Here is a 25,969-nt window from a genome sequence, read left to right as displayed (position 1 = left end):
AGGCATGGTAACTCTTCGACAGGGGGCGAGGTGGTGGGACGTCGGTGGTCAGGTGCCCCCGTGGGAAGGGGACGGTGGGCGGCTGAAGGTGACAGTTTGACTGTGGCAAGAGGGGCACAAGTAGCGCAGGTTCTCCAGCCTGTTGTCCCACCGGTCCCCGTTGACGTGATCGACTTCAAGCACCAACCGACGACCCTGCCATGTCTCTCCCAAGCCGCACAGGGCGCATTCGTGGGCCACGCCCCGATCGTCGAGCGCACGTCGCAGTTGGAGGGTTTTGGTTCTGGGGGAGTTCGGCCCCAGCTTCACAAGAATCTCGCCCGCCGTCTTGCGTGTGGGCGAGACGGTTCCGCGTCGGTGCCCCTGTCCCGTGAAGTGATCGGTGCACAGGCCTTGTGCCTCGATGGATGCTTTGACCTGGCGCCTTGTCGACTGTGACTCGACGAGGCCGAGATGGCGAACTACGGCCGCGATGCTCGTCGAGTCGGTGACTGCTTTCGCCAACGGCTCCCGAGGTAAGAGCTTTTGGCGCTTCCGGGCCTTGTGGGATTGCGGGGTGTCGATGCCCTTCATCCGGACGACCTCTTGCGGCCGCGGTAAGTGTCCGTCACGGCATGGCAGTTGGGGCACAGGAGCCGCAAGTTCTCTTTACGGTTGTCCCACCACTCACCGTTGATGTGGTCGACTTCCAGCCGTAGTGGCTTCCCGTTCCACTCGGGGCCGGTCCCGCAGAAGGCACAGACTTCCGCGATGCCGAGCGCCAGCATTCTGGGCTTCAGCCGCTGGCCGGGTGTCCGACCATGGTCTGGCGTGCGCAAGGAAAGCAGGTCGGCAGACTTGCGGCGGGTGGGCGTCCCGGGCATGAAGTGCGAGGTGTCGATGCCGAGCGCCGCTATTCGACGGCCGATATGCGCCTGGTTTCCTCCGACAGGGCTGATGCCCAGCTTCTTGACGACCCCCTTCACGGACGTTGACTCGGCTACTGCCTCACGCAGTTTCTCCTCCGTGTGACGCGCCCATCCCTTGCGGAAGTGCGCGGTGCTGATGCCTGCCGCGGCCATTCTGCGGCGCATGCAGTCCTTGCTCCCCGGTGTCGGTATCCCACCGCAAAACCTCACCGCGTCATCCCAGTTGTCCGTCTCCCGGGCTGCTGCTGCCAGTAGCTCAGGGGTGTAGCGGGCTCTCATCACGTTCTCCGTTCCGGCCGTATGTTCGTGACCTCGAACGAATTAACGATGCGACCGTCCGTTGGTTACGCCACGTGACCGGATGGTTTCGCGCCCGTCCCTTGCCCATACGAAACGGCCCGCCCGAAGGCAGGCCGTTTCGTACGGATGCGGAGGGCAAGGGGGTCGCCCGCTCAGCCCGTAGCGATCCCCAAGTCCTTGAGGATCTTGGCCACATGCCCCGTAGCCCGCACGTTGTACAGCGCCCGCTCGACCTTGCCCTCCTCGTCCACGACGACGGTGGAGCGGATGACTCCGGTGACCGTCTTGCCGTAGAGCTTCTTCTCGCCGAAGGCGCCGTAGGCCGTGAGGACGGACTTGTCGGGGTCGGCGAGGAGGGTGATCTTGAGGCTTTCCTTGTCGCGGAATTTGGCGAGTTTTTCCGGCTTGTCGGGGGAGATGCCGAGGACGTCGTAGCCGGAGTCGGCGAGGAGCTGGAGGTTGTCGGTGAAGTCGCAGGCCTGCTTGGTGCAGCCGGGGGTGAGGGCGGCGGGGTAGAAGTAGACGATCGTTTTGCGGCCCTTGTGGTCGGCGAGGGAGACGCTGGTGCCGTCGGCGTCGGGCAGGGTGAAGTCGGGGGCGGTGTCGCCGGGCTGCAGTCGCTCGCTCATGTCGGACTCCTCGCAGGGGGGCCTTGGGCCCCGGGACAGGGTTACCGGTCGAGGGTAAGCCGCGGGCAATGGGGGGTGCCGAGGGGTGCGGTCGCGGTGGAGCTGACAGACTGTCCAGTAGAAAAATTTCGGACAACGACCGACGACGACCACGGAGGCAGCCCGGTGTCGGATGCCAGGACTCCCGCGCAGATCGAGGCGGACATCAAGAGCAGGCGCGTGACGCTTGCCGAGACGCTGGACGAGATCGGTGTGCGTGTGCACCCGAAGACGATCATCGGTGACGCGAAGGCCGGGATCGCGGCCCGTGTCGACCACACCCTGGGCCGTGCCTACGTGGCCGCCAACCGTGCCGTCTCCTCGGTGCGTGCCAGGTTCGTCTCGGACGAGGGGCAGCCGCGGCTCGAACGGGTCATCCCGGCCGCCGTTGTCGTCGTCGGAGTGACCTCGCTGGTTCTCGTACGGCGCCGCAGGGGCTGACCCGGCCGGGTGGGCGGGCTGTTCGGGCAGGTAGGTTCGGTGACGTGAGCGAGAACTCCCAGCACGACAAGTTGCCCATCCGGATGCTGCACGACCGGGTGCTCGTACGGCAGGACTCGGCCGAGGGCGAGCGGCGTTCGGGTGGCGGCATTCTGATCCCCGCCACGGCGGCGGTGGGCCGGCGCCTGGCCTGGGCCGTGGTGGTCGCGGTCGGTCAGAACGTACGGACCGTGGAGGCGGGTGACCGTGTCCTGTTCGATCCGGAGGACCGGGCCGAGGTCGAGGTGCGCGGTGTGGCCTACGTATTGATGCGGGAGCGCGACGTGCACGCGGTGGCGGCGGACCGGTTCGAGGGTTCGCAGGACTCCACGGGTCTTTATCTCTGAGGTCTCTATCTCTGAGGTCTTTGTCTCTGACGCGTCCGGCAGTCTGTTCCTGTTCCTGTTCCTGTCAGTCTGTTGCTTTCTGGCAGTCCGTTTCTGCCAGTCTTTTTCTGTTTCTCAGTCCGTGAAGTGGGGCCGGTGAGCTGCTCACCGGCCCCACTTCGTTTTGCGTGTTCGGGATTTTCGTCAGTCCGCTTTCTCGGGGCGCCAGAAGGGCAGGGCGCCGCCTGCCGGTGCGTCGGGTGACTGTTCCTGGCCGGTGTCGCCGGTTCCGCCGGTGTCGTCCGCGCCTCCGCTTTCCTCGAGGTCGGCGCCGGGGTCGGTTCCCTGGGAGTCCTCGTTGCCGTCGTCCGTTGCGCCGGTTTCGCTGGGCCGGCCGCCGTCTTGGTTGCCGGGGGTGCGGGACGAGTCCTGGGTTCCGGTGCCGTCGGAGTGCTGGTCCTGGCCGGTGGCGTCGTGGGCTTCGTCCGCGGATTCACCGTGTTCGTCGTGGTCGCCGTGTTCGTCGTGCTCGTCCTCGTCGGGGCCGGTGCGGTCGGGGCGGGTGGCGCCGGGGGCCAGGCGCAGGTCGAAGTCCTTGACGGGGCGGCCGCTGAGGGCGGCTTCGGTGAACTGGCCCCAGATGGCGGCGGGGTAGCCGCCGCCGTTGATCCGGGCCTGGCCGAGGGCGCCGTAGAGGGGTTTGTGGGTGCCCGAGTCGGGGTCCTGGCCCATGACGGAGATGACGGTGGCGAGGTCGGGGGTGTATCCGGCGAACCAGGCGGCGGTGTCCTCTTCGGCGGTGCCGGTCTTGCCCGCGGCGGGGCGTCCGGCGGTCTGGGCGGCGGTGCCGGTGCCGCGCTCGACGACGCCGCGCAGGACGGCGGTGGTGGTGTCGGCGGAGCCTCTGCTGACGGCTTGGTGGGCCTTGGGCCGGGGCGGCTCGATGGTGTCCTCGCCCTTTTTGGCGACCTTGGTGACCAGGGAGTACGGGCGGTATGTGCCGTGGTCGGCGAGGGTGGCGTAGGCCTGGGCGAGGTCGAGGGGGCTGGCGGTGGCGGTGCCGAGGGCGAGGGAGGGGGTGGCGGTGAGGTCGGGGGTTTTGGCGGGGATGCCGAGGGCGACGGCGGTGTCGAGGACCTTTTGTGGTCCGACGTCGGCGGCCATCTGGGCGTAGACGGCGTTGACGGACTTGCCGGTGGCTTCCTTTACGGAGAGGTGTCCGTAGGACTTGTCGTCCTCGTTCTCGGGTGCGTAGTGCTCGCCGGTCCAGCCCTGCACGGTGCGGGCGCTGGTGCCGTCGTATTTGGTCTGTGGGGTGATCAGGCGGCCGTTGTGGGTGCGTGAGCGGTGTTCGACGGCGGCGGTGAAGACGAACGGCTTGAAGGTGGAGCCGACTTGGTAGTCGCGGCGGGTGGCGTTGTTGACGAATTGTTTGAGGTAGTCGGTGCCGCCGTACAGGGCGAGGACTTTGCCGGTGTGCGGGTCGAGGGCGGCGCCGCCGACGCGGACGGTGCGGTCCTGGGGCCGGTCGTCGCTGCGGTAGTCGAGGAGTTGGTCGCTCACGGCTTTGACGAGGGCGTTCTGTTTTCCTCGTTGGAGTGTGGTGGTGATGCGGTGGCCGCCGGTGGCGAGTTTCTTTTCGCTGATGATGTCGTTCTGTTCGAGGTGGTCTTTTACGGCGCGGACGATGTAGCCGCGTTGGCCTGCCATTCCGGTGCCGGTGTTGTTTTTGGCGCGGTGCGGGACGGGGAAGGTGAGTCCGGCGCGTTCGGTGTGACTGAGCCATTTCTGTTTGACCATGCCGTCGAGTACGTAGTTCCAGCGGTTGACGGCGCGTTGCATGTTCTGGGGGTGGGCGACGACGTCGTACACGCTGGGTGCGTTGAGCAGGGAGGCCAGGTAGGCGCCTTGGGCGGGGGTCAGGTGGGCGGCGTCGACGCCGTAGTAGGCCTGGGCGGCGGCCTGGATTCCGTAGGAGTTGCGGCCGAAGAAGCTGGTGTTGAGGTAGCCCTCCAGGATTTCTTCTTTGCTCTGCTCGCGGTCGAGTTTGATGGCGATGAAGAATTCTTTGAACTTTCGGGTGATGGTTTGTTCCTGGCCCAGGTAGTAGTTCTTCACGTATTGCTGGGTGATGGTGGATCCGGATTGGCGGCCTTTTCCGGTGGCGGTGTTCCAGCCGGCTCGGACCATGGCTTGGGGGTCGACGGCTGATTCGTCGTAGAAGTCGCGGTCCTCGGCGGCGAGCACGCTGTGCTGGACGTGTTCGGGGACCTGGGAGAGCGGGATGTTCTCGCGGTTGACGTCTCCGTCGCGGGCGAGTTGGCTGCCGTCGGCGTAGAGGTAGACGTTGCTTTCGGCGGTGGCGTTGGCGTTGGCGGCGGGGATGTCGACGAGGAGGTAGCCCGCGAGGAAGGCGCCGGCGCCGAGCAGGATGAGGCCGAGGAAGGCGCCGAGCAGCAGGCGCAGGGCGGGTACGAGCCGTCGCAGTCCGGTCCGTCGTGGGCGGCCGTTCGGTTTCGCGTCGGGGGAGGGGGTGCCGGGGCCGTCGTGGGCGAGGGTGGTGCGGGGGGCCCAGCCCTGTGGGGTGGCGGGGGGTTTGTCGCCTGCTCCGGCGTTGGCGACCGCGTCCGCGCCGGATTCCGCGCCGGAGTCCGCGCTGGCGTCCGCGCCCGCACCTGCACCCGCGCCCGCACCTGCACCCGCGCCCGCGCCCGCCTCCGCTCCGGCTGTGTCCCCCGCCCCCGCCTTTGAGCCCGCGTCGGCGTTCGCGCCTGCGCCTGCACCTCCGTCTGCCTCTGCGCCTGCGCCTGCGCCTGCGTCTTTGTCTGCGTCTGGGATTTCGCGGTGCTGCGGCTCGTCGTCGCTCATGTCGGACCGAACTCCCGATCGCCGTTGCCGTGTGCTGCGCTGTCGTCCGTCGGCGTGCCGCGGGTCCGCGTACCGGTGCGTGCCGGTGGGCGGATGCGGCACTCGTGCGTCCGAAACGCCGGGCATCACCCTTCTGGGACACTTTCGCACCGTGTGTGGCGGCTCGCGTTCCGGCGTGGTCCGCCCGGGGAAAAGGCGTCGCGGTGTGCTGTGGTCGCGGCTAGGCTCGTGCGCTTTGGTGCCGATGGGCGGGCAGCGAGGCGAGGGGGCAGGGTGGCCGGGGCGGTGGGCATGTACGCGGCCGTGGCGCGGGGTGGGTTCCGGCGGTACGCGACGTATCGCACGGCGACGGCGGCCGGGGTGTTCACGAACACCGTCTTCGGGCTGATCCTCGCGTACACGTACGTGGCGCTGTGGGAGGAGCGGCCCGGCCTCGGCGGCTACGACCAGGCGCAGGCCCTGACGTACGTCTGGATCGGGCAGGCGCTGCACATGGCGTTCGCGCTGCTCGGCGGCGGCTTCGAGGATGAGCTGATCGAGCGGATCCGTACCGGTGACATCGCCATCGATCTGTACCGGCCGGTCGACCTTCAGCTGTGGTGGCTGGCCGGAGACCTCGGGCGGGCGGCGTTTCATCTGCTGGCGCGGGGGATCACGCCGATGCTGTTCGGGGCACTGATGTTCGAACTGGCGCTCCCGGCCGACCCGTTGCGGTGGCTGGCGTTCGCCGCCGCCTTGGTTCTCGGCACGCTCGTGAGCTTCGCGCTGAGGTTTCTGGTCGCGCTGTCCGCCTTCTGGCTGATGGACGGGGCGGGCGTGGCGCAGATCGCGTGGCTCGCCGGGATCTTCTTCTCCGGGATGCTGCTGCCGCTGAACGTGTTCCCGGGGCTGCTCGGTGACATCGCCCAACTCCTGCCGTGGGCGGCCCTGATGCAGCTCCCCGCGGACATCCTGCTCGGCGAGCGCACCGGTGGGGACCTGGTCGCCGGGTACGCCTTCCAACTCGGCTGGGCGGCCGCGCTGTTGGCCCTGGGCCGCCTCGTGCAGTCGGCGGCGACGCGACGGGTGGTGGTCCAGGGTGGCTGACGCGGCCGAGACCACGGGGATCGCCGGGACGACTGAGAGCGGCGGGGCTACCGAGAGCGGCGGGACAACCGAGACGGCCGAAATCACCGAGATCGGCGGGACGGCAGAGGCAGCGGAGGCGACAGAGGCGGCAGAGGCGGTGACGGGCCGCGCGGCCCTGATGGCGCAGGGGCTGCGGGCCTACGGCCTCATCGTGGCGATGTGGGTCCGTTCCACGATGACCTACCGGGCTTCCTTCGCGATGACCCTGTTCGGGAACTTCGCGGCGACCGGGCTCGACTTCGTCGCGATCCTGTTGATGTTCTCGCAGGTCGACTCGCTCGGCGGCTACACCCTGGCGGAGGTGGCGCTGCTCTACGGGAGTGCCGGTACCGCGTTCGGCCTGGCGGACCTGCTGTTCGGCTCGATGGACCGGCTGGGCCGCCGGGTGCGGGACGGCACCCTGGACACCTTGCTGGTGCGGCCTGTTCCGGTGCTCGCGCAGGTCGCCGCGGACAAGTTCGCGCTGCGCAGACTTGGCCGGATCACGCAGGGACTGCTGGTCCTGGGATACGCGCTCTGGGCCGTGGAGGTGGACTGGTCGCCGCTGAAGGTGCTGATGGTCCCGATGATGCTGCTGAGCGGTACGGGCATCTTCGTGTCGGTGTTCGTCGCCGGTGCCGCGTTCCAGTTCGTCGCCCAGGACGCGGCCGAGGTGCAGAACTCCTTTACGTACGGCGGCAATACGCTGCTGCAGTATCCGCCGAGCGTCTTCGGCCGGGATCTGGTGCGGTCGGTGACCTGCGTGATTCCGCTGGCCTTCGTGAACTGGCTGCCCGCGCTGTACATCCTGGGCCGCGACTACCCGCTGGACCTGCCCGAGGCGCTCGCCTTCTGCCCGCCGCTGGTCGCGGTGGCCTGCTGCACGCTCGCGGGTCTCGCCTGGCGCGCGGGCCTGCGTACGTACCGCAGCACCGGAAGCTGACCTGCGGCCGCCTGTCGTCCGACACCTGCCGCCTGACACCTGCCGTATGCCATGCCATGCACAAGACTCGTAAGACACACGGGAGTTGGGGAGATGACGAGCACCGAAACCGTCGCCGCGCCCGCCGGACGGGCCGCGGGGCTGATCCGTCTGGAGGCGGTGGAGAAGGTCTTCGAGGTGCGGCGCAGAGCCGGTCTGCTGCGGCGTGAGAAGAAGTTGGTGCGGGCGGTGGACTCGCTGAGCTTCGAGGTCGCGCGCGGTGAGATGGTCGGCTACATCGGCCCCAACGGCGCGGGCAAGTCCACCACCATCAAGATGCTCACCGGCATTCTCACCCCGTCCGGCGGCACCCTGCGCGTCGCGGGCATCGACCCCAGCCGTGAGCGCACCCGTCTGGCCCGTCGTATCGGCGTCGTCTTCGGTCAGCGCACCACTCTGTGGTGGGACCTGCCGCTGATCGACTCGTACCGGCTGATGCACCGCATGTACCGCATCCCCGAGGCGCGTTTCCGCGAGAACCTCGACCGCTGCGTCGAACTCCTGGAACTGGGCGAGCTGTTGGACGTCCCGGTACGGCAGCTCTCGCTGGGCCAGCGGATGCGCGGCGACATCGCGGCGGCACTGCTGCACGACCCGGAGATCCTCTATCTCGACGAGCCGACCATCGGCCTGGACGTGCTCTCCAAGGCGAAGGTGCGCTCCTTCCTCGCCGAACTCAACGCGGAGCGCGGCACCACGGTGCTGCTCACCACGCACGACCTGACCGACATCGAGCAGCTCTGCGGCCGTGTCATGGTCATCGACCACGGCAGACTGATGTACGACGGTCCGCTGGACGGCCTGCACGAGGCGGGCGAGAGCGAGCGCACGCTCGTCGTCGACCTGGAACGCGAACTGCCGCCGCTGGACGTGGCCGGTGCGCGCGTGGTCCGTACCGAGGGGCCGCGCCAGTGGCTCGCCTTCCCCGCCGCCACCTCGGCGGCGCCGCTGGTCGCCGAGGTGGCGGCGCGCTACCCGCTGGTGGACCTGTCGGTGCGGGAACCCGACATCGAGGCGGTCATCGCCCGGATGTACGCGGACCGGGCGAGACCATAGGCTGCTCGCCATGACGGAGGAACACCCCGAGCTGCGCGCTTCCGACGCCGACCGTGACCGGGTCGCCGAGGTCCTGCGGGACGCCCTCGCCGAGGGACGGCTCGACATGGAGGAGTTCGAGGAGCGCCTCGAAGCGGCCTACCGGGCGCGCACCTACGGGGACTTGGCGCCGCTGACCCGGGACCTTCCGGCTGCCGGGGCGACCTCGCTGGTCAAGAGCCCCGGTGGCGTCGCGGCCACGGCGGCGGACGACGGGGTGCACTGGCCCGCACGTATCGGCGGCCCTGCCACCTCGCGGGGCGCCTTCGCCTTCTGGAGTGGCTTCACCCGCAGGGGAACCTGGACGGTGCCGCGCCTGTTCACCGCCTTCGCGATGTGGGGCGGCGGCGAAATCGACCTGCGCGAGGCCCACTTCGAGGCGGAGGAGGTGGTGCTCCGCTGCTTCTCCGTGATGGGTGGCATCCAGGTCACCGTCCCGCCCGAGCTGACCGTACGGGTCAGTGGTGTGGGCGTCATGGGCGGATTCGGCGACGAGGCCTCGGGCCCCGGCACTCCCGGGTCGCCGCAGGTGACGGTCACCGGCTTCGCCCTGATGGGCGGCGTCGCCATCGAGCGCAAGCTGCGCCGCGCGGAGCGGGAACGGCTGCGGGAGGAGCGCCGCGCCGAGCGTCTGGAACGCAGGGAGGCCCGCGGTCTCGCCCGGGAGGAGCGCCGCGAACGGCAGCTCGAACGCCGTGCGGACCGCCTCGGCCGGGACCGGCACGGCGGGCAGGGAACGCACGGCGGGTACGGAGCGCACGGTCACGGGTCGGGGCACGGCCGTGCGCGGGGCGACGGAGACAACGGCAGCGGCGAGTACGGCGATCGCTGATCGCTGATCGCTGATCGCGGACGGACGGCTGCCGACGCGTGCCTACGTGACAGCGTCGCGCGCGAGGAGTGCCGCCTGGACCCGGTTGGTCACACCCAGTTCGGCGAGAACGCGGCTGACGTGTGCCTTCACGGTGGACTCGCGCAGCCGTAGCAGCGTGGCGATCTCGGCGTTCGTCAGCCCGTCGGCCAGCGCGGCGAGGACCTCGCGTTCGCGGGGGGTGAGCCGCCGCACCGCCTTCCGTGCGGCGCGTGCGCGCGCGGCGTCGGGGCTGTGGAAGCGGTTGATGACGGTGCGGGTGACGGTGGGGGAGAGCATCGCCCCGCCGTCGGCGAGGACGTGTACCGCGCGGAGGATGTCGTCCGGCGGCGTGTCCTTGAGCAGGAAGCCCGCCGCGCCCGCGCGGAGCGCGCCGTAGACGTACTCGTCCAGGTCGAAGGTGGTGAGCACGGCGACGGCGGGCGGCCGTGGGAGGGCGCGCAGGGCGCCGGTCGCGGCGATGCCGTCCAGGACGGGCATCCGGATGTCGACCAGTGCCACGTCCGTACGGTGGCGCCGTGCGAGCTCCACGGCCTCACTGCCGTTGGCCGCCTCGCCGGTCAGGACGAGACGTTCGTCGGTGGCGACGAGATCGGTGAGCCCGGACCGCACCAGCGGATCGTCGTCGGCGATCAGCACCCTGATCACGTTTCCTCCTGCCCGGCCGTCCCGCTCCCCGCCGCTCATCCCGTCGCTCCCCGGAGCGTGACCGGTTCCGGCTTTGGTGCCTCCCGTGACTGCGGCGGCTCCTGGGGGTGGACGGGTACGGGCAGCCGGGCGAGCAGCAGGAACCGGTCGTCGGCGGTGCGCCGTGCGGTCAGTTGTCCGTGCAGGGCTGCCACGCGCTCGGCCACACCGATCAACCCGTAGCCACCGGTGGTGAGTTCCGTGCCGGAGGCGGTGAACCACCCTTGTGAGCCGCCGAGTTGCCTGCGGTCGGGTGCGGCGGCTGTCGGGGCCTGCGCCCAATGCGGGGCAGCCGCACAGGCGTTGACCGCCCGCACGCCGACTTCGCGCGGCCCCACCGTGACCGTGAGATCCACCGGCTCCCCCGGCGCGTGCTTACGGGCGTTGGTCAGGGATTCCTGGACGATGCGGTGCACCGCGAGCCGGACCGCGGTCGGGAGCGCACCCAACTCCGCGATATGGGCGCGCACTTGTGTGCCCGCAGCCCGGGACTCGGCGATCAGCGACGGCAGGTCCTCCCCGGTGGGCGTCAGCGGCGCGGGATCCGCCCGGTCACGCAGGGCACCGAGTAGGTCGCGCAGGTCGTCCAAGGCGTGCGCGCTGGTGTCCCGCAGCAGGCCGAGGCGTTCGCGGACCGGCTCGGGTATCTCGGCGCCGCGCCGCTGGAGCACTCCGGTGTGCAGGACGAGCAGGCTGAGCCGGTGGGCGAGCACATCGTGCATCTCCCGTGCGATACGGGCCCGTTCGGCCATCCGTACCCGGTCGTCCCGCAGCCGGTTGGCCGCCTCGGAGTGCTCCAGCTGGCGGGCCAGGGACCGGGCGACCTCGCGGTGGCTGCGGGCCGCGATGCCGAAGGCGAGGGGGACGAGCAGCGCGGCGCACGGCATGAACGTCAGCTGCGGCATGTCCACCAACTCGCGGAACGGGCCGATCGAGGCGGGCGCGTAGGCCGTGCCGGTGAGCGCGAGCGCGACCGGCGCCGAGCGGCGCAGCGCGACCACGTACAGGGCGACGAGCAGCGGCCACACATGGTTGTCGAGGAGGAACCCGGCCAGCGTCACCACGGCCACCGGCACGGGAAGCCTGAGGCACAGCGGCAGCGCGGCGCACAGCAGTGCCGCGACGACGGCGCTGGCCGCCGCGCCGGGGAGCAGCCCCGCCGGGACGGTGAGCGCGTCGTACACGGACTTGTACAGCACGAGGACGAACCCGGCACCGGTCAGCCACTGGAGGTGACGGCACGTCAAGTGCGGGATACGGCCGTGCAGTTCGGTGATCGGCACCCGGTCATCGTAGGGAGCGTCGGCGCACGGCACATGCGACCAAAGTAGGGGGAGCGGAGAGCTGTCCACCGTCCTTGGTGGGGCGCTGGCCCCGACGCCGGGGGGATGTGAGCGGTCGCGGGGTGCCACAGAGTGCGGGGTGCCGGTACGGACCGGCGCGCGGTGGGGGCCGGACCCATGCCGCGTCCGAGCAGGGACCCGGAAGGGGACACACGTGAGGGGCAGCACGAACGGGCCGCTGAGCCGCCGCGCCGTACTGGGCGGCGCCGCGACGGCGGCGACCGGACTGGCCGTGGGCGCCGCGTCGGCCAGGGCGGCGGACGGCCAGGCCGGCGGGCGGGGCCGGTACGCGGGCAAGACGGTGCTGGTCACCGGTGGGACGAAGGGGATCGGCCGGGCGATGGCCGTGGCCTTCGCCCGTGAGGGCGCCAAGGTCGGCTTCTGCGGGCGGACGGCCGAACTCGGCCGCGCGGTGGAGCGGGAGATCCGCGAGGCGGGCGGTGAGGCCACCTACATCCGCGCGGACGTGCGGCAGGCCGCCGAGGTGGCGGCCTTCGTCGACCGGACGGTGACCACGTACGGCGGACTCGACGTGGCGCTCAACAACGCGGGTGTGCAACGGCCGTTCACCGATCTGCACGAGGTGTCGGTCGCGGACTGGGACGACGTGCACGCCACCAACATCCGTGGCGTCTTCCTGGCGATGAAGTACGAGATCCCGCACATGCGGCGGCTGGGCGGCGGGGTGATCGTGGTGACCGGCTCCTCGAACCAGTTCCAGACCCGCCCCGGTCTCGCCTCGTACACGTCGAGCAAGAACGGGGTGACCGGCCTGGTGCAGGCCGCGGCGATCGAGAACGGGCCGCACGGCATCCGCGTGGTGGCGCTGGCCCCCGGGATCACGGACACCCCGATGCTGGACGTGCACCGGCCCGGCGGCATCTCGGACGGCGAGTGGGCCCGGCTCAAGGCCGATCTGGCGAGCCGGAGTGTGGACGCCTTCAAACGGGCGGCCCGCCCCGAGGAGATCGCCACCGCCGCACTGGGCCTGGCCTCACCCGACTTCGGCTTCCAGACCGGTTCCACGCATCTGGTGGACGGCGGGCAGCTCGCCGGCCTGTGAGGTGCGGGCGGGGCCCGGCGCGTTTTGGGTCCCGCCCGCACGGGGCGGGTTCCCGAGGGCTAAAGCCGCGCCGGAGCCCGCCCCTTGAGGTCCGTCACGTCGAAGGTCTCCGCCATGCGCTGGTAGCCCGCGTCGCTGAGGTGCAGGTGGTCGCCCGCGTCGTAGCGGTCGAGCAGGCGGCGCGGGTCGTAGGGGTCGCGTACGGCCTTGTCGAAGTCGGTGTAGGCGTCGAAGACCTGGCCGGAGCGGATCTGTTCGTTCACGCTCTGCCGTACCCGGTCGAGTTCGGGGGTGAAGCCGCGATGGCCCTTGAACGGCATCAGGGTCGCGCCGACGACGCGTATGCCACGGGCATGTGCCTGGCCGGTCATCCGGCGCAGGCCCTCGACGATGCGGTCGGCGTTGACCTCGTGCGGGGTGCGCAGGATGTCGTTGACGCCGAGCACGATCACGACGGCCTTCACGCCGCTGCGGCCGAGGGCGTCGCGCTCGAAGCGGGACAGGCCGCTCGGGTTCACGGCGGGCCGCCCGTTCCCGTCCGACAGCACCCGGTTCCCGCTGATGCCCTGGTTGACGACGCCGTAGCGGGGCGCGTCGCGCTCGGTGCGCAGCCGGTCGGCGAGGAAGTCGGTCCAGCGGTGGTTGGCGTCGGTGGTGGAGCTGATGCCGTCGGTGAGCGAGTCGCCGAGGACGACGACGGTGCCCTCGCTCTCGTGGCTGAGCACGTCGAGCGCGGTCACATAACGCCAGGTCTGCGTCGCGCGCGTGTACGGGGCGCCGTCCAGGGACTCGGTGTTGTCGCCGAGCGCGGCGAAGGAGGTCTGCCGGGCGTGCGGATGGTACGTCACCGGGCCCGAGGGGGTCGGTGAGTACGTGGTGATCATGACGTCGGTGTCGGCGGGCACCGTCAGCCGTACCGGATCGGTGACGACCTGGCGGCCGGGCGCGATGACCACGTTCGGGTGCCCGGCGAAGGTCAGACGGCGCATGGTGCGGGGTGCGGCCGCTGCGGAGTCGGGTGCGGCGGCCAGGGCTATGGAGGCGTGCGTGATGCTCAGCGGCCGCTGCCCGAACAGGTTGGACAGGGTCACCCGGGCGCCCGACCCGCCGACGCTGGTGTGCACGACGTTGCGCAGCGACTGCCCCGCGTGTCCGGCGAGGCGGGTTCCCGGTTCGGCGCCCGCGGGCGCACTCGACCAGGCGCCGACCCAGGCCCCGTTGGAGGCGGGTGCGGCCCGGTTCTGCTGACTGCGGGAACCGGCCACATCGTCCCGGTCGTTGCCCGTGGTACGGGAGACACCGAGATAGATGGCCGTCGAGATCACGACGACGACGGCGACGATGGCGGCGAGCAAGGCATAACCGTTGCGCCTGGTCATGCGGTGCGGGTCTCCTCAAGCAGGGGAGCCATGTCGAGCTCCTGTGATGGGCGGTACCGGTGCTGTCCCGAACCGAGTCCGTCTGAACTGTGTCCGTCCGAACGAACCGGATCCGTCTGAACTGCGTAAAGCGGAGGTTCACGTGCTGTGTGTGACAGGTGGTGAAGCTGTGGCCTTCGGTACTGCTGTTTCCATGATGCGGCACTGATCAGGACGCGTAATCCCGGGCCTTGGTGGCCCCCGGGACATGAGGAGTTGGCCACACTCCGGGCCGCGTGCCCCCGGCAGGGCACAATGCGGTCGGGACCTGCGCACTCGCACGGCGAACGGACTGGCGAAAGTGGACGAAACCCTGGAGACGAAGCCCTCCGGCGAGGGAACCGCCGGGCGTCATGTGAGCGGATTCACATACAGCGCGGCCGACGAGGAGAAGTTCCGCGGCGTCCGCCGCATGAAGACCCTGGCGCTCGCCCTGCTGCTGTCCGTCGCCGTGATCTACGCGCTGGCGACCTGGGCGGAACACGAGGGCGCGGGCGCCTGGGCCGGATACGTCGCCGCGGCGGCCGAGGCGGGCATGGTCGGCGCCCTCGCCGACTGGTTCGCCGTCACCGCCCTGTTCCGCCACCCCCTGGGCCTGCCCATCCCGCACACCGCGATCATCCCGACCAAGAAGGACCAACTCGGCGTCTCCCTCGGCGACTTCGTCGGCGAGAACTTCCTCTCCTCCGACGTCGTACGCAGCCGCCTGCGCTCCGTCGGCATCGGCAGCAGACTCGGCAACTGGCTCGCCCAGCCCGAACACGCCGACCGCGTCACCGCCGAACTCGCCACCGCCCTGCGCGGCGCCCTCGCCGTACTGCGCGACTCCGACGTCCAGGCCGTGGTCGGCGAGGCCATCACCCGCCGCGCCGACGCCCAGGAGATCGCCCCCGGCCTCGGCGGCATGCTGGAACGGATCGTCGCGGACGGCGGCCACCACCGCTTCGTCGACCTGGTCTGCGCCCGCGCCCACGACTGGCTGGTCCTGCACAGCGACTCGGTGATGGACGCGGTCGAGGGCGGCGCCCCCGGCTGGACCCCGCGCTTCGTCGACCGCAAGGTGGGCGAGCGCGTCTACCGCGAACTCCTGCGCTTCGTCACCGAGATGCGCGACATGCCCGAACACCCCGCCCGCGGCGCCCTGGACCGCTTCCTCGCCGACTTCGCCACCGACCTGCGCTCCGACCCGGACACCCGCGCCCGCGTCGAACGCCTCAAGAGCGAGATCCTCGCCCGCGACGAAGTACAGGACCTCATCGCCTCCGCCTGGTCCGCCGTCCGCGCCATGATCGTCGCCGCCGCCGAGGACGAACGCAGCGAACTGCGCCTGCGCGTCCGGGCCTCACTGCTCTCCCTCGGCGCCCGGATGGCCAAGGACACCGCCCTCCAGTCCAAGGTCGACGGCTGGGTCGAGGGCGCCGCGGTCTACGTGGTCACCACCTACCAGCACGAGATCACCTCCCTCATCACCGAGACCGTCGCCGGCTGGGACGCCGAACACACCTCCCGCAAGATCGAGGCCCACATCGGCCGCGACCTGCAGTTCATCCGCATCAACGGCACGGTGGTGGGATCGATGGCGGGGCTGGTGATCTACGCGGTGTCGCAGGGGCTGGGGGCCTGAGGCCGGAGGTTGGGGGCCTGAGGCCGGGCGGTGGGCGCCTGAGTCCGGGCGGTGGAGGCCTGGGGCCGGACAGCGGGCACCCTGTTTCCGCCCGGCCGCGGCACGGTGAGGGCGAACAGCGCGGCGGCGCCGCACAGGGCCCCGGTGCCCACCCACATCGGGTCGTACGAGCCGAACACGTCCCGGACCGCGCCGCCGAGCAGCGCGAGCAGCCCCGCCCCGAGCTGGTGCGCGGCGTTGACCCAGCCGAAGACCACGGTCGCGTCCGCGCCGAACCGCTGTCGGCACAGCGCGATGGTCGGCGGCACCGTCGCCACGTCGAGCAGCCCGAACACCACGACGAACACCAGCAGTTGGGGCCGTGCGGTGGCCCCGAGCAGCATCGGCAACAGGCACAGCGAAAGCCCGCGCAGCGCGTAGTACGCGGCAAGGAGCCGCCGTACGTCGACCCGGTCGCTCAGCCACCCGGAACCGATCGTCCCGGCGATGTTGAACAGCCCGACCAGCGAGAGCAGCGAGGCCGCAAGGGTCACCGACATGCCGTGATCGTGCGCGGCGGGCGCGAAATGGGTCCACATGATCCCGTTGGTCGACGCCCCGCACACCGCGAACGTCCCCGCCAGCAGCCAGAACGGCCCCGTACGCGCACTGCGTACGAGCACCCGTACGGCACGGCGGGCAGCCCCTGCCCCCGCCACCGGCCGGGGCACGAACTCACTCGCCCCGTAAGGCCGTTGACCCACATCGGCCGGGTGGTCCCGCAGGAGAAGCAGCACCATCCCCGCCACCGCGACCGCCACGACACCGAGCCCGAGCACCGCCGCCCGCCACCCGAACCGCCCGATCACCTCGGACAACACGGGCAGAAACACGAACTGCCCCACCACGCCCGCCGCGGTGAGCATCCCGGTCACCAGCCCCCGCCGCCGCACGAACCACCGCTCGGCCACCGCCGCGGCGAACGCGAGCGCGGCGGCCCCCGAACCCGCCCCCGCCAACACTCCCCAGTACAGGGCGAATTGCCACGCCGCCGACATGGTCACAGTGAGCCCCGCCCCCACCCCGACAAGCCCGAGACCCCCACCCACCACCCGCCGCATCCCGAACCGGTCCATCAGCGCCGCGGCGAACGGCGCCCCCGCCCCGTACACCACCATCCCCACCAGCATCCCGGCACTGATCGCGGACCGTGACCAGCCGAAGTCCCGGTGCAGGGGACCGACCAGAAGCCCACCGAGGGTGCCTGCGGCGCCGGCGGTGATCAGGGCGAGGGCGGCTAGGGCGGCCATCAGCCAGGGGAGGTGGCGCGAGGCGGGGGCGGGCTGATTGCGGGGCACTGCGCCGACCTGGGGCGACTGCGTATCGCTGCCGCGTTTCGTGGTCATGCTGCTGCATTTCGTCGCCATGTGGTGAGCCTGCGCCTCGGAGCTGGTGCCTCACGAGTGGCCAGATGGCCACGATGTGCAAGGATCACGCCATGGCGTCAGAACGAACCGAGACTCGTGAAGGCCAGCGGTGGCGGCAGCGCCTGCGGCCGCCGCCACAGGCTCTGCCGCCGCCGCCGCTGTCGCCGCCGTCTCTGCGCGGGCGTCCTGTACCGGGAATGGTCCGGCCGCACCGGGTCGCCGTGCTGATCCGCCATGGCGTACTGCCGATGGAACTCGGCCTGGTCCACCAGTTGTTCGGCACCGCGCGAACCCCTGACGGTCAGGCCCTGTACGAAGTCCTCACCTGCGCCCCCGAACCCGGCCCGATCCGCACGGACGCGGACTTCCCCGTCCACGCTGCCCACGGCCTGGAGACGGTACGGGTGGCCGACACGGTGATCGTCCCGGCCTCCCACGAACTCGACGAGGTACTTCAACCGGGCTCTGTGGAAGGGGAGTTGGCCGACGTCCTGCGTGAGGTGGTGACCGGCTCCCGCGCCTCCCGCACCTCTCGTACTGCCCGCATCGCCTCGATCTGCACCGGTGCTTACGTCCTGGCCTCAGCGGGCCTGCTCGACGGTCGCCGCGCGACCACCCACTGGCTCTCGGCGGACCACTTCGCCCGGACCTTCCCGTACGTCACCGTCGACCCCGACGCCCTCTACATCGACGAGGGCCAGGTCCTCACCTCGGCGGGCGAGGCGGCGGGCATCGACCTGTGCCTGCACCTGATCCGCAAGGACCACGGCGCCGCTATCGCCACGGACGTCGCCCGCCGCACGGTCGTACCCCCACACCGCGAGGGCGGACAAGGCCAGTACATCCAACGCCCCGTCCCCGAACCGGAGTTGAGCTCAACGGCCACCTCACGCACCTGGGCACTGGACCGCTTGTCCGAGCCCCTGACCCTGGCACAACTGGCAGCCCAGGACGGCATGAGCGTACGGACCTACAGCCGCCGCTTCCGTGAGGAGACCGGCCTCACCCCGGTGCGCTGGCTGACCGCACGGAGACTGGACCGCGCCCGCGCCCTCCTGGAGGAGACGGACCACACGATCGACCGCATCGCGGCGGAGTGCGGCTTCGGCACGGGCGCGTCGATGCGCCAGCACTTCCAGGCGGGGGTGGGGGTGTCGCCGGGGGCGTACCGGGCGACGTTTCGCGGAGTTCGCGGGGGAGGGGGCGCTGCCGATTGAGGGGCTGTTGTCGGAGGGGCCTGATAGGCAGGCAATACCGGGAACCCCAAGGATCGGCCCAATGGCCGAGGACCTGAGGAACCGAGGAACCGAGGAATCGAGTCGACGATGACCGTGCGCCGCGTAGTGCCCAACAAACACACCGACTCACCCGAGTCGATGACCCAACACCGCGACTTCTACTCCCAGTTGGGCTTCGAGGAAGTCATGAACATGGGCTGGGTCACGACCCTCGCCTCCCCCTCCAACCCCACCGCCCAACTCTCCTTCTTCACCGAGGAACGCACCGGCCCGGTCGTCCCCGACCTGAGCATCGAGGTCGAGGACGTCGACGCGGTGTACGCCACGGTCCAGGCATCGGGCGCCGAAATCGTTCGCGAACTCAGGGATGAGGAGTGGGGGGTACGGCGCTTCTTTGTACGGGATCCCGGTGGGTGGGTGGTCAACGTGTTGCAGCACAAGTAGCTGTGCTGGGTGGTCAACGTGCTGACACACAAGTGACCGGCGCGGCCTGGGTGTTCTGCCTGGCCTTGCCGGTCACGGGTTCTGCGTCGATGCGAAGGCCTCAGCCGTGCCGGTCGGCGACCGCCCACGAGGCCAGCGCCACGGCTCCGGTCACGGCGAAGACGGACGGCCAGGCCCCAATCTTCTTGGCCAGCGGATGCGAAGCCCCGAAGGCGGCAACGTAGGCGGCGGTAAGTGCTCCAGCAGCCTTCCCGCCGGCACGCGCCCGCCACTGAGTCGCGGCGGCGGCCCCGGCCACGGCGAGCACGGCACCGCCGAGTTCCCGCTTCTTGGTGTAGCGGGCTGTGGCGTAGCCGCCGACCAGCCCGGCCGCCGCCACAGCCGCCGAGGGAACCTTCGCCATGCCTGCCTCCTGGTGCGTACGTGTCCATACGTGCCTACCCGCGCAGGCTAACGCGACGTATGGGCGATGAAGTGTGCGGACTGGGGACCAGTGACTCACTTCACCAGCCGAGCTCGAAGCCCAGGCGTTGAAGCCTGGCACCAGACGTGTTCAGCGGAAGCGGCCGTCATCCAGAGCTGCCAGGAATCGCTGCCATGAGTGGGTGGACACGGCGACACGCGCCTCCTCGGGGCACTTGGAATCTCGTAGCAACAAGGCCCCTGCTTCGATGGCCACCTCAAGGCACTCCGTCTCGTTGCCACCGCTATAGGACGACTTGAACCATATGAGGCTGATGCCGGAGTCTGACCGGATCTCGCGCTTCACTTCATCTCCTTGCGTACCTGCCGGATCAGGTCCGACGAAGCCGACATGTCCAGCGACTGTGCGCGCAGATAGTCGAACGCAAGACGGTACCTGTCCAGTTCCTCATCCTTCTCCATGAAGTAGGAGCCGACGTGCAGGTCGACGTACACAACATCGAGTGAGGGCTCTCTGCTGCCCAGGATGACGAAGCTGCCGAGAGCGGCGGCGTGAGCCCCCTTGGCGAACGGCAGGATCTGAAGTGTGATGTGCGGGGAGGCGTTCGCCTGCAACAGATGGTCGAGTTGCTCGCGCATGACGCTGGCAGAGCCGACCACTCTGCGGATCACGGATTCGTCGAGGATGGCCCACAGCCGTGGCGGCTCGGGGCGGGTGAGAATCTCCTGCCTCTTCATCCTGATATCCACAAGCCGCTCGACGTCCTCCGGGGACCGCTCCAACTCGTTCGCAAGCTGGACGGCACGGGTGTAGGCCCGTGTCTGGAGCAGCCCGGGCACGTAGACACAGGAGAAATGGTCTTCGCGGACCGCTTCGTCCTCAAGCGTGAGCAGCAGGTTCATGCTCTCGGGGATCGAGTCGGCGAACGAGCGCCACCAGCCTTGTTCCTTGGCGTTCTTGGCCATGGCGACAAGCGCCTCCCGTTCGGCCTCGGTCGCGCCGTAGGCACGGCAAAGCGCTTCTACTACAAGCCACTTCACCGGGCCTTCTTGTGTCTCGTACCGGCTGACGGTCGCCTTGGAGACGCCTGCGTGCCCGCCAGCCTCTTCGAGAGTCATGCCCTTGCGCGCCCGCAGCTTACGAAGGGTCGCCCCAAGCTGACGGCGGCGAGTAGTCGGCCGCTCTGGCACCTCGTTACCTCCTACGCCCTGAACTCCCTGTTCTCGGGCGGCAATCAGGCTAGGGCGCACTCGGCCTCTGCTTCACCGGAACGGGTTGGGTTCATTATGAGAAGTTACACAGAGGGAATTCTCGTGCCATACTCGGTTTGGCAACACAGCGTCACGTCTGCTGTGCGTGGCGTGTCAATCCTGTCTGTCGAAGGGGGCCTTTCATGCGGTTGCAAACCGACGTGCACCGACCACTGCGTTGCGTCCTCCCGTTCGCGGCTCTGCCCGTCCAGATGGCTGCCCTGCGGAGGGCAGTGCGAACTGTGCTCGGCGACTGGGGAGCAACCGTCGTCGTGGCTGAGGCGGAAGTTGTCGTCACCGAGCTCGCGACCAATGTCGTGCGGCACGTCGGCGAGGGTGCTTCTGCCGCCGTGGTACTCGAACTGCACGGACATCAGCTCCGTGTTGAAGTGCATGACACGGCCAGCGCTCTTCCTGTCCGGACAGGGGACGCCGGAGACCAGCGGGAAGAAGCGGGCCGGGGGCTGCACCTGATCTCGGCGCTGTGCGACCGGTGGGGCGCAAGGCTCACCCAGGGCGGCAAGTCAGTCTGGTGCGAACTGGCTCTCCCTGCGAACTGCGTGCCACGCCAAGTCCTGCGCGCGGCCGCGCTGTTGGACACCTACGGAGAAGGAGCGCGGGCGGAGCCAGCCGTGTCCCGGTCGGCGGGAGTGGTACTTCACAGCCTTGCATCGGATGTGATCACGGACCTTCTTCACTGGCTTGCGGCGCAAGGGGCGGACCTCGACGAAGCCCTGGACAAGGCACAGATGCGCTACGAAGCGGAGACCGGTGCCGCGTGAGGATTCTGCCCCGCAGTCGCGATGAGGGCTCGCAGTGCCGCTGGGGTACGCCAGGATTCCCCGTTGAAGCTTCTGTGGCACATGCGGTGGCAGTTGGCACAGAGCAGGGCGAGGTCGTGCAGATGAGTTTCGGAGGGCCCGGCAATATGGAGAGGCGTCACGTGGTGCACCTCGATGTAACCAGCGCCCAGGGCGCCGAAGGCCTGGGCGAAGTCGAACTCACATACTTCGCAGCGGAACGCGGCTCTCAGGCGCCTGATTTGTTCGAGCTTTCGCCGACGGAGTCTGGGATCCCGCTCCCGGTAGAGCGCCAGGCGAGTCAGAAGGCGTCCTTCTCTGGCAGTGGCGCCGGGTTCCTCCTCTCGCTCATCGGGCTGAGAGGGTATGAGGTGGAGTTCACCAGATCCAATGCTGGCGCGGAGAGCTTCCGACAAGGCCCGCATGGCTGCGGGGGCATCCCAGAAGTCCTGCACCACTTGGCGGGTGAGCTCTCCGCCCTTCGTCCGCGCACCGGTATAGCCCGGCACGGCTGTGGCGATGTCTGTGGTCTTCCTGCTGACGCTGTTCGGCGAGCGGAATCTGGGGTCAGCTCTGTCCACGGCCGAGTGGAGCGGAAGCGAACGCAGAAGATCGGAAAGCTCGAGTGTGCGGACGTCGTGCTGCCGGAGCTCACGCCAGTCGTTCTCCATCACGAGGGCGCAGGCCAGCAGCAGTTCGTCCCTGGTCCAAGGGGTTCTCGCCACAGGCCATATCGTATGAGTGTCCGTGGGTCCGCGGGTGGCGTCAGTCGAGACGGCCGCCATGGCGCAGACTTGCGGTTGTCTTGTTGTCAGTGGGGAGTGTCACCCTCTGTAGTTGCTGGTGCCGTGTGGCGTCGGCGGAGCACATATGGAAGGAGGGTGCATGACCAGTAGTACTGGGCGGGAGTTCACGTCGATCGAGATCTGCGCTGGCGCAGGAGGCCAGGCCATCGGGCTGCACCGGGCGGGGTTCGGGCACCTGGCGTTGGTTGAACTGGATCCACACGCACACGCGACGCTCGTTGCGAATCTCGAGTCGCAGGGCAGTTGGTCCTGGGAGTCGAAGAACTGTGACGTTCTGCTGAAGGACGTCAAGGACTTCGAGCCATACCGGGATTTGACCAAGGCAGGCCTTGGGCTGAAGGAACGCGACCTGGACCTGCTAGCTGGCGGGGTTCCTTGTCCTCCGTTCTCTCATGCCGGCAAGCAGCTGGGGCGGGACGACGAACGTGACCTGTTTCCCCGCATGCTTGAGTTGGTGGATCAGCTAAAACCTCGCGCAGTAATGATCGAAAACGTCCGGGGCATCAAAGATCCGAAGTTTGCTGACTACCGGGACTGGATCGAAGCGATGCTGCAAGGCGGCCGGTACCGGGACCAGGACGGCAGCATGCGCACCGAGCCGGGCATGGGGTACAAGGTCTGCGAATGGGATGTACTTGAGGCCAGTGACTTCGGAACCCCTCAACTGAGGCCGCGCGCAATTCTGGTGGCGTTTCGTGAAGATGTCCTAAAGGACCTCAAATATGAATGGCCCACAGTCACAACCGACCAGCCTGTCAGCGTGGCGGAGGCGCTGCAGCCGAGCATGCTCGCCAGGTTTGAGCCCTACTTCGAAGGTGCATACGCGGAACAGGCTCGGCGCGGCTACGAGCGTTGGCTGGAGACGGCGAAGCGACGCGACAGCGAATTGCACGGCAAGGGTGGAGGAGTCGCTCCGACCCTTGTTGGTGGTTCCAAGAAGCATGGCGGCGCGGATCTCGGTCCGAGTCGCGCCAAGGCGGCATGGAAGCATCTCGGTATCTCCGGCATGGGCGTGGCAAACGACCCCGATGTGTGTGCCAAGAAAGAAACTGAAGGTCGTGATCTTTTCGGGGAAGACGGCCCGATGCTCACGGTGGCGCAGGCGGCCATCATCCAGGGATTTCCCTCTGATTGGGTTTTCTCCGGAGGGAAGACTGCGAGGTATCGGCAAGTAGGTAACGCCTTCCCGCCGCCGGTCGCAGAAGCAGTCGGGCAGTCAATCGCTGAGGTGCTGCGAGCTCACCGGGAGCTTGGCCGAGAACCGGCGTAGTCAGCGATTTCCTCGGCCGGGGCTCGGTGGGCGTCGTTTGCTTACTTCGGCAGCGATGCGAAGGGCGCATTCCTCCGGAGCCTCGTGCTCCCAAAACCGCAGGACCAGCCAGCCAGCTGCCTTGAGCTTGCTGTCAGTATCCCGATCCCTGGCCATGTTGCGCTCGACCTTCGCTGACCAATACCCCTCGTTGGTCCTCGGTGGCACGTAGTGCTCGGGGCAGCCGTGCCAGTAGCACCCGTCAATGAAAACAGCGACTTCCGCAGGACGGAAGACGATGTCCGCTGTGCGTCGCAGATTGCGGAGAGGCTGGGCGGCGACCCGGTATCGCAATCCCTGGGCGTGCAGCAGGCTGCGAACTAGCCGCTCCGGTTTTGTATCTCGGCTCCGGATCGCCTGCATGTTCCGCCTACGGCCGGCTGAGGAAGCCCATGAGCCGGCAGGCGGAATCCAGTGTTGGTCGGCTGCGTCGCGTTGCTCGTTCACACCTACCGTCTACCAGGAGCGGCGGCCTATAGCCAACCCGCTTGAGCGGCGCTCACGAGGTCGGATGGCAGCGGTGGAAGGTGAGCATCGCCTGAGAGTTCTGGAGTGACGCTGCGATCAGTATCTCAATAGATCACTGACTAGATCGTTGAAGTCTCTCAAACGGTTCTGTTCAGTCATTTCCTGCCAGTACTCCAATTGTGATGGCACGTTCCGATTGTGACGGATTGATCCATGGGCCGTTACGGCCTTCTGCATCTCATTGAAGGCCACGTGGTACACGCTGTCGATTTCCCCTGTGCCGCGCGTGAGTGAAGCAAGTCGGCTTGGGAGTGGCTCGGCAGTGACGGCAACCAGATGGGGGGCGCGCCCTCGACGTGACCGGACAAGCAAGTTGAATTCATGCCGGATATTTTGAGCGCGGTCAGAACGCAGTGTCCATTTGCAGGAGATTACTGCGTGGAGAGGATTTCCCGGAATGCCGATCCCTACAGTGATGTCAGGAGTGATCTGATAGTCGGTCCCGAGGGTGACTCTCAGGCTGGGGGTGTCGGACAAGATTTTGCGGAGCTCGGAAAGGTGTTTGTACTGCTCGTAGGTCCAAACGTCCACGCCGCGGGCCACGTTGTAAGAGGTGTGAGGGGCCTTGAGTGAAAGCTGAGCTTCAATCTCTTCGGTCACGGCGTTCTCAAGTGCGGTACCCCTATTCTCTTCCTTCGCTTCACTGGAGTTCGCGTTAATAAGGCGAGTCACCTGGAGGTCGTCAAAAACAGATCTCGCGATAAGTAGGCTTCGCTTGTTGTCAACGTCAGCAATATTCGGTGCAAACGCCTTTCCGCAAGCCTCCAGTACCTTCTTATTGCTGGAATTCTTCCAGGCGAAGAGAGGGTGCAGCCAAACGGGTGCTGTCAACGTTCTTCCCTTGAGTGCAGAATCTAGATTTAATCGACCCGTAGGGTCTGGTTGGGCTCATCGAGAAATTTACGGCGACTTTTTTGTTTCCGGCAGGACTGGGGCGCACTCTTTCGGGTCGCCGTGTGTAGCGACCGTCCAGTACTCTCCATCGATCAGCGCTACTGCCGATTCGGCGTGCGTCGGATTGGCCCGCACAACCCGAGTGCTGACAAACTGCCCCTCAAGCGGTACAGGAAGGTTGAGTGCCCGGGCTACCTTCCTGTGACTCTCGTAGTCACCCATAATGATGATTCCCTCGTCACGGAGCCGCGAACGGGCGCCGCCGTTTCCGCGAACCCTCTTCATGTAGTCCTTCTGTTGGGCTACGGTTCTCACCACATTCCGGCCGATTCTGCGGTTCTGGGCCCGGCGAAATAGTTCATTGAGGCGCGCTTGGCCTGATGGGTGAGAGAACACTAGGCTGCGATCTTCGGGGTCCATGTGAAGTAGCGTGTTCTCGGGGAGGGGAGCGTTACGCCAGAGCCATATTGCTTTGTTACGGTGCTCGGCCTTGACGGTGAGCTTCATGTCGCGATTACTTCCAGGGTTCAGCCACTCATCTCTGATGCGCATGAGGCCGGCACTCCACTGGGATTTATAGTCATCTGCCCATACGAGCAGGCAAAGGTGGCCCATGGCTTCCGGGGGGATCATCCACGACCCAAATTTCTGAGAGTACTTGCAGTCCACCTCGATGCCGGCGATTCGGTAATCCATCTTCGTGCCGTCCAGGAACTCATCGCTTCTGCGAAACTCTCGTTGTAGATTTATTTCGACGAGGGTCCCGGCGTGAGTTCTCTCGGTCTTGAAAAGATCCTTCCAGTCGTAGCGGCCCGTTACTTCTCCATTCAAAAGTTGATCTATGGTGTCTCTCAGGACGGCGGCGAACCGATCGCCGTGCGGATCCAAGCTCAGAATTCGTTCTGCAACAATTGTTAACTCGGAGTCCTCTCCTTCTCCGGTTGTGGCGATGTGGTTGGCGGCCGAGAGGTCCCGTAATTCGGGGAGCATCTCTTGTTCCTCGCGCACGATTGTGTCTCCTCGGCGTGTGGTGTAAGTGACACTTCAGCGGGCTTTGGTTGTGAAGTGAGTTTTCCGAAGGCTATGTGGCGGCATACTTCAGACCCCGCCTGTAGGTCTCACATTCAGTG

General features: G+C 68.0%; 27 protein-coding genes. 12 read left to right on the top strand and 15 right to left on the bottom strand.

Features of this window, described 5'->3' with window-relative positions; genetic code table 11:
• Nucleotides 1-48: 48 nt before the first annotated feature.
• The 3 genes from HUT18_RS10425 to bcp all read right to left on the bottom strand — a co-directional run bounded on the left by HUT18_RS10425 (nt 49) and on the right by bcp (nt 1,837).
• The gene (locus HUT18_RS10425; RefSeq protein WP_176099798.1) at nt 49-573 is read right to left on the bottom strand and encodes an HNH endonuclease; all 525 of its coding nucleotides are present in this window, start codon (nt 571-573) and stop codon (nt 49-51) included.
• Complete coding sequence (locus tag HUT18_RS10420; RefSeq protein ID WP_368661516.1) at nt 570-1,073, bottom strand: HNH endonuclease; 504 nt, start codon at nt 1,071-1,073, stop codon at nt 570-572. The genes HUT18_RS10425 and HUT18_RS10420 overlap by 4 nt, the downstream gene beginning before the upstream one ends.
• A 287-nt stretch (nt 1,074-1,360) precedes the next feature.
• Nucleotides 1,361-1,837, bottom strand: a complete 477-nt coding sequence (gene bcp / locus HUT18_RS10415) for a thioredoxin-dependent thiol peroxidase (RefSeq protein WP_176099795.1) — start codon at nt 1,835-1,837, stop codon at nt 1,361-1,363.
• Between the two features lie 165 nt (nt 1,838-2,002).
• On the opposite strand from bcp, the gene HUT18_RS10410 reads away from it, so the two are divergent.
• Complete coding sequence (locus HUT18_RS10410) at nt 2,003-2,317, top strand: DUF3618 domain-containing protein (RefSeq protein WP_254878520.1); 315 nt, start codon at nt 2,003-2,005, stop codon at nt 2,315-2,317.
• Nucleotides 2,318-2,361: 44 nt separating this feature from the next.
• Nucleotides 2,362-2,703: a co-chaperone GroES gene (locus tag HUT18_RS10405; protein ID WP_176099793.1), complete on the top strand. Its 342-nt coding sequence runs from the start codon at nt 2,362-2,364 to the stop codon at nt 2,701-2,703.
• 183 nt (nt 2,704-2,886) lie between these two features.
• Here HUT18_RS10405 and HUT18_RS10400 read toward each other — a convergent pair whose 3' ends face one another.
• The gene (locus HUT18_RS10400; protein WP_176099791.1) at nt 2,887-5,550 is read right to left on the bottom strand and encodes a transglycosylase domain-containing protein; all 2,664 of its coding nucleotides are present in this window, start codon (nt 5,548-5,550) and stop codon (nt 2,887-2,889) included.
• 285 nt (nt 5,551-5,835) lie between these two features.
• Between HUT18_RS10400 and HUT18_RS10395 the strand changes: the two genes are divergently transcribed.
• The 4 genes from HUT18_RS10395 (at nt 5,836) to HUT18_RS10380 (ending at nt 9,566) form a co-directional block, all read left to right on the top strand.
• Nucleotides 5,836-6,636, top strand: a complete 801-nt coding sequence (locus HUT18_RS10395; RefSeq protein WP_176104420.1) for an ABC-2 family transporter protein — start codon at nt 5,836-5,838, stop codon at nt 6,634-6,636.
• 160 nt (nt 6,637-6,796) lie between these two features.
• On the top strand, nt 6,797-7,600 hold the full coding sequence (locus HUT18_RS10390) for an ABC transporter permease (RefSeq protein WP_176104421.1): 804 nt from the start codon (nt 6,797-6,799) through the stop codon (nt 7,598-7,600).
• Nucleotides 7,601-7,693: 93 nt separating this feature from the next.
• Nucleotides 7,694-8,695, top strand: a complete 1,002-nt coding sequence (locus HUT18_RS10385) for an ATP-binding cassette domain-containing protein (protein ID WP_176099789.1) — start codon at nt 7,694-7,696, stop codon at nt 8,693-8,695.
• A 10-nt stretch (nt 8,696-8,705) separates the two neighbouring features.
• Nucleotides 8,706-9,566 (top strand): DUF1707 domain-containing protein, encoded by an 861-nt coding sequence (locus HUT18_RS10380; protein ID WP_176099787.1) that lies wholly within the window; start codon nt 8,706-8,708, stop codon nt 9,564-9,566.
• 42 nt (nt 9,567-9,608) lie between these two features.
• Here HUT18_RS10380 and HUT18_RS10375 read toward each other — a convergent pair whose 3' ends face one another.
• Together HUT18_RS10375 and HUT18_RS10370 are read right to left on the bottom strand one after the other, a co-directional pair.
• Nucleotides 9,609-10,253, bottom strand: a complete 645-nt coding sequence (locus HUT18_RS10375; RefSeq protein ID WP_176099785.1) for a response regulator transcription factor — start codon at nt 10,251-10,253, stop codon at nt 9,609-9,611.
• 35 nt (nt 10,254-10,288) lie between these two features.
• The gene (locus tag HUT18_RS10370; RefSeq protein WP_176099783.1) at nt 10,289-11,575 is read right to left on the bottom strand and encodes a sensor histidine kinase; all 1,287 of its coding nucleotides are present in this window, start codon (nt 11,573-11,575) and stop codon (nt 10,289-10,291) included.
• A 214-nt stretch (nt 11,576-11,789) separates the two neighbouring features.
• Between HUT18_RS10370 and HUT18_RS10365 the strand changes: the two genes are divergently transcribed.
• A complete protein-coding gene (locus tag HUT18_RS10365; protein WP_176099781.1) occupies nt 11,790-12,698 on the top strand; it encodes an SDR family NAD(P)-dependent oxidoreductase in 909 nt (302 codons plus the stop codon).
• Nucleotides 12,699-12,757: 59 nt separating this feature from the next.
• On the opposite strand, the gene HUT18_RS10360 is transcribed toward HUT18_RS10365, so the two are convergent.
• On the bottom strand, nt 12,758-14,077 hold the full coding sequence (locus tag HUT18_RS10360; protein WP_176099779.1) for an SGNH/GDSL hydrolase family protein: 1,320 nt from the start codon (nt 14,075-14,077) through the stop codon (nt 12,758-12,760).
• Nucleotides 14,078-14,429: 352 nt separating this feature from the next.
• On the opposite strand from HUT18_RS10360, the gene HUT18_RS10355 reads away from it, so the two are divergent.
• Nucleotides 14,430-15,740, top strand: coding sequence for a DUF445 domain-containing protein (locus tag HUT18_RS10355; RefSeq protein WP_254878970.1), 1,311 nt, complete (start codon nt 14,430-14,432; stop codon nt 15,738-15,740).
• On the opposite strand, the gene HUT18_RS10350 is transcribed toward HUT18_RS10355, so the two are convergent.
• Entirely contained in the window at nt 15,710-17,125 is a 1,416-nt protein-coding gene (locus tag HUT18_RS10350) for an MFS transporter (RefSeq protein WP_176099776.1), read from the bottom strand. The genes HUT18_RS10355 and HUT18_RS10350 overlap by 31 nt on opposite strands.
• Before the next feature lie 218 nt (nt 17,126-17,343).
• On the opposite strand from HUT18_RS10350, the gene HUT18_RS10345 reads away from it, so the two are divergent.
• Both HUT18_RS10345 and HUT18_RS10340 read left to right on the top strand, forming a co-directional pair.
• Nucleotides 17,344-18,363: a GlxA family transcriptional regulator gene (locus tag HUT18_RS10345; RefSeq protein WP_176104419.1), complete on the top strand. Its 1,020-nt coding sequence runs from the start codon at nt 17,344-17,346 to the stop codon at nt 18,361-18,363.
• A gap of 108 nt (nt 18,364-18,471) precedes the next feature.
• Entirely contained in the window at nt 18,472-18,828 is a 357-nt protein-coding gene (locus HUT18_RS10340) for a VOC family protein (protein ID WP_176099774.1), read from the top strand.
• A gap of 100 nt (nt 18,829-18,928) precedes the next feature.
• On the opposite strand, the gene HUT18_RS10335 is transcribed toward HUT18_RS10340, so the two are convergent.
• The 3 genes from HUT18_RS10335 to HUT18_RS10325 form a co-directional block, all read right to left on the bottom strand.
• The gene (locus tag HUT18_RS10335; RefSeq protein ID WP_176099772.1) at nt 18,929-19,231 is read right to left on the bottom strand and encodes a hypothetical protein; all 303 of its coding nucleotides are present in this window, start codon (nt 19,229-19,231) and stop codon (nt 18,929-18,931) included.
• 150 nt (nt 19,232-19,381) lie between these two features.
• A complete protein-coding gene (locus HUT18_RS10330) occupies nt 19,382-19,597 on the bottom strand; it encodes a DUF397 domain-containing protein (RefSeq protein ID WP_254878519.1) in 216 nt (71 codons plus the stop codon).
• Entirely contained in the window at nt 19,594-20,442 is an 849-nt protein-coding gene (locus HUT18_RS10325; RefSeq protein WP_176099771.1) for a helix-turn-helix transcriptional regulator, read from the bottom strand. Before HUT18_RS10325 ends, HUT18_RS10330 begins: the two co-directional genes overlap by 4 nt.
• 203 nt (nt 20,443-20,645) lie before the next feature.
• Between HUT18_RS10325 and HUT18_RS10320 the strand changes: the two genes are divergently transcribed.
• Complete coding sequence (locus tag HUT18_RS10320; protein ID WP_176099769.1) at nt 20,646-21,284, top strand: ATP-binding protein; 639 nt, start codon at nt 20,646-20,648, stop codon at nt 21,282-21,284.
• Here the strand turns inward: HUT18_RS10320 and HUT18_RS33655 are convergent.
• The gene (locus HUT18_RS33655) at nt 21,257-21,727 is read right to left on the bottom strand and encodes an HNH endonuclease (RefSeq protein WP_254878969.1); all 471 of its coding nucleotides are present in this window, start codon (nt 21,725-21,727) and stop codon (nt 21,257-21,259) included. The genes HUT18_RS10320 and HUT18_RS33655 overlap by 28 nt on opposite strands.
• 460 nt (nt 21,728-22,187) lie before the next feature.
• Between HUT18_RS33655 and HUT18_RS10310 the strand changes: the two genes are divergently transcribed.
• Nucleotides 22,188-23,378 carry a DNA cytosine methyltransferase gene (locus tag HUT18_RS10310; RefSeq protein ID WP_176099765.1) on the top strand — a complete coding sequence of 397 codons (1,191 nt, stop codon included), beginning with the start codon at nt 22,188-22,190 and terminating at the stop codon, nt 23,376-23,378.
• Here HUT18_RS10310 and HUT18_RS10305 read toward each other — a convergent pair whose 3' ends face one another.
• The 3 genes from HUT18_RS10305 to HUT18_RS10295 form a co-directional block, all read right to left on the bottom strand.
• The gene (locus tag HUT18_RS10305; RefSeq protein WP_303246577.1) at nt 23,379-23,828 is read right to left on the bottom strand and encodes a very short patch repair endonuclease; all 450 of its coding nucleotides are present in this window, start codon (nt 23,826-23,828) and stop codon (nt 23,379-23,381) included.
• Nucleotides 23,829-23,981: 153 nt separating this feature from the next.
• Nucleotides 23,982-24,776, bottom strand: a complete 795-nt coding sequence (locus HUT18_RS10300) for an NgoMIV family type II restriction endonuclease (RefSeq protein WP_176099764.1) — start codon at nt 24,774-24,776, stop codon at nt 23,982-23,984.
• Between the two features lie 69 nt (nt 24,777-24,845).
• Nucleotides 24,846-25,847 (bottom strand): NaeI family type II restriction endonuclease, encoded by a 1,002-nt coding sequence (locus HUT18_RS10295; RefSeq protein WP_368661515.1) that lies wholly within the window; start codon nt 25,845-25,847, stop codon nt 24,846-24,848.
• Between the last annotated feature and the right edge of the window lie 122 nt (nt 25,848-25,969).

This window comes from Streptomyces sp. NA04227, assembly GCF_013364195.1.
GTDB lineage: Bacteria > Actinomycetota > Actinomycetes > Streptomycetales > Streptomycetaceae > Streptomyces.
This window is presented reverse-complemented; position numbering and strand designations above follow the sequence as displayed.

What these genes read in the sequence shown, in the direction of transcription:
- bcp (WP_176099795.1), bottom strand. Translation starts at nt 1,837, where the DNA reads ATGAGCGAGCGACTGCAGCCCGGCGACACCGCCCCCGACTTCACCCTG.
- HUT18_RS10340 (WP_176099774.1), top strand. Translation starts at nt 18,472, where the DNA reads ATGACCGTGCGCCGCGTAGTGCCCAACAAACACACCGACTCACCCGAG.
- HUT18_RS10380 (WP_176099787.1), top strand. Translation starts at nt 8,706, where the DNA reads ATGACGGAGGAACACCCCGAGCTGCGCGCTTCCGACGCCGACCGTGAC.
- HUT18_RS10390 (WP_176104421.1), top strand. Translation starts at nt 6,797, where the DNA reads ATGGCGCAGGGGCTGCGGGCCTACGGCCTCATCGTGGCGATGTGGGTC.
- HUT18_RS10360 (WP_176099779.1), bottom strand. Translation starts at nt 14,077, where the DNA reads ATGACCAGGCGCAACGGTTATGCCTTGCTCGCCGCCATCGTCGCCGTC.
- HUT18_RS10385 (WP_176099789.1), top strand. Translation starts at nt 7,694, where the DNA reads ATGACGAGCACCGAAACCGTCGCCGCGCCCGCCGGACGGGCCGCGGGG.
- HUT18_RS10335 (WP_176099772.1), bottom strand. Translation starts at nt 19,231, where the DNA reads ATGGCGAAGGTTCCCTCGGCGGCTGTGGCGGCGGCCGGGCTGGTCGGC.
- HUT18_RS10350 (WP_176099776.1), bottom strand. Translation starts at nt 17,125, where the DNA reads ATGACCACGAAACGCGGCAGCGATACGCAGTCGCCCCAGGTCGGCGCA.
- HUT18_RS10345 (WP_176104419.1), top strand. Translation starts at nt 17,344, where the DNA reads ATGGTCCGGCCGCACCGGGTCGCCGTGCTGATCCGCCATGGCGTACTG.
- HUT18_RS10320 (WP_176099769.1), top strand. Translation starts at nt 20,646, where the DNA reads ATGCGGTTGCAAACCGACGTGCACCGACCACTGCGTTGCGTCCTCCCG.
- HUT18_RS10310 (WP_176099765.1), top strand. Translation starts at nt 22,188, where the DNA reads ATGACCAGTAGTACTGGGCGGGAGTTCACGTCGATCGAGATCTGCGCT.
- HUT18_RS10420 (WP_368661516.1), bottom strand. Translation starts at nt 1,073, where the DNA reads ATGCGCCGCAGAATGGCCGCGGCAGGCATCAGCACCGCGCACTTCCGC.
- HUT18_RS10400 (WP_176099791.1), bottom strand. Translation starts at nt 5,550, where the DNA reads ATGAGCGACGACGAGCCGCAGCACCGCGAAATCCCAGACGCAGACAAA.
- HUT18_RS33655 (WP_254878969.1), bottom strand. Translation starts at nt 21,727, where the DNA reads ATGCGGGCCTTGTCGGAAGCTCTCCGCGCCAGCATTGGATCTGGTGAA.
- HUT18_RS10425 (WP_176099798.1), bottom strand. Translation starts at nt 573, where the DNA reads ATGAAGGGCATCGACACCCCGCAATCCCACAAGGCCCGGAAGCGCCAA.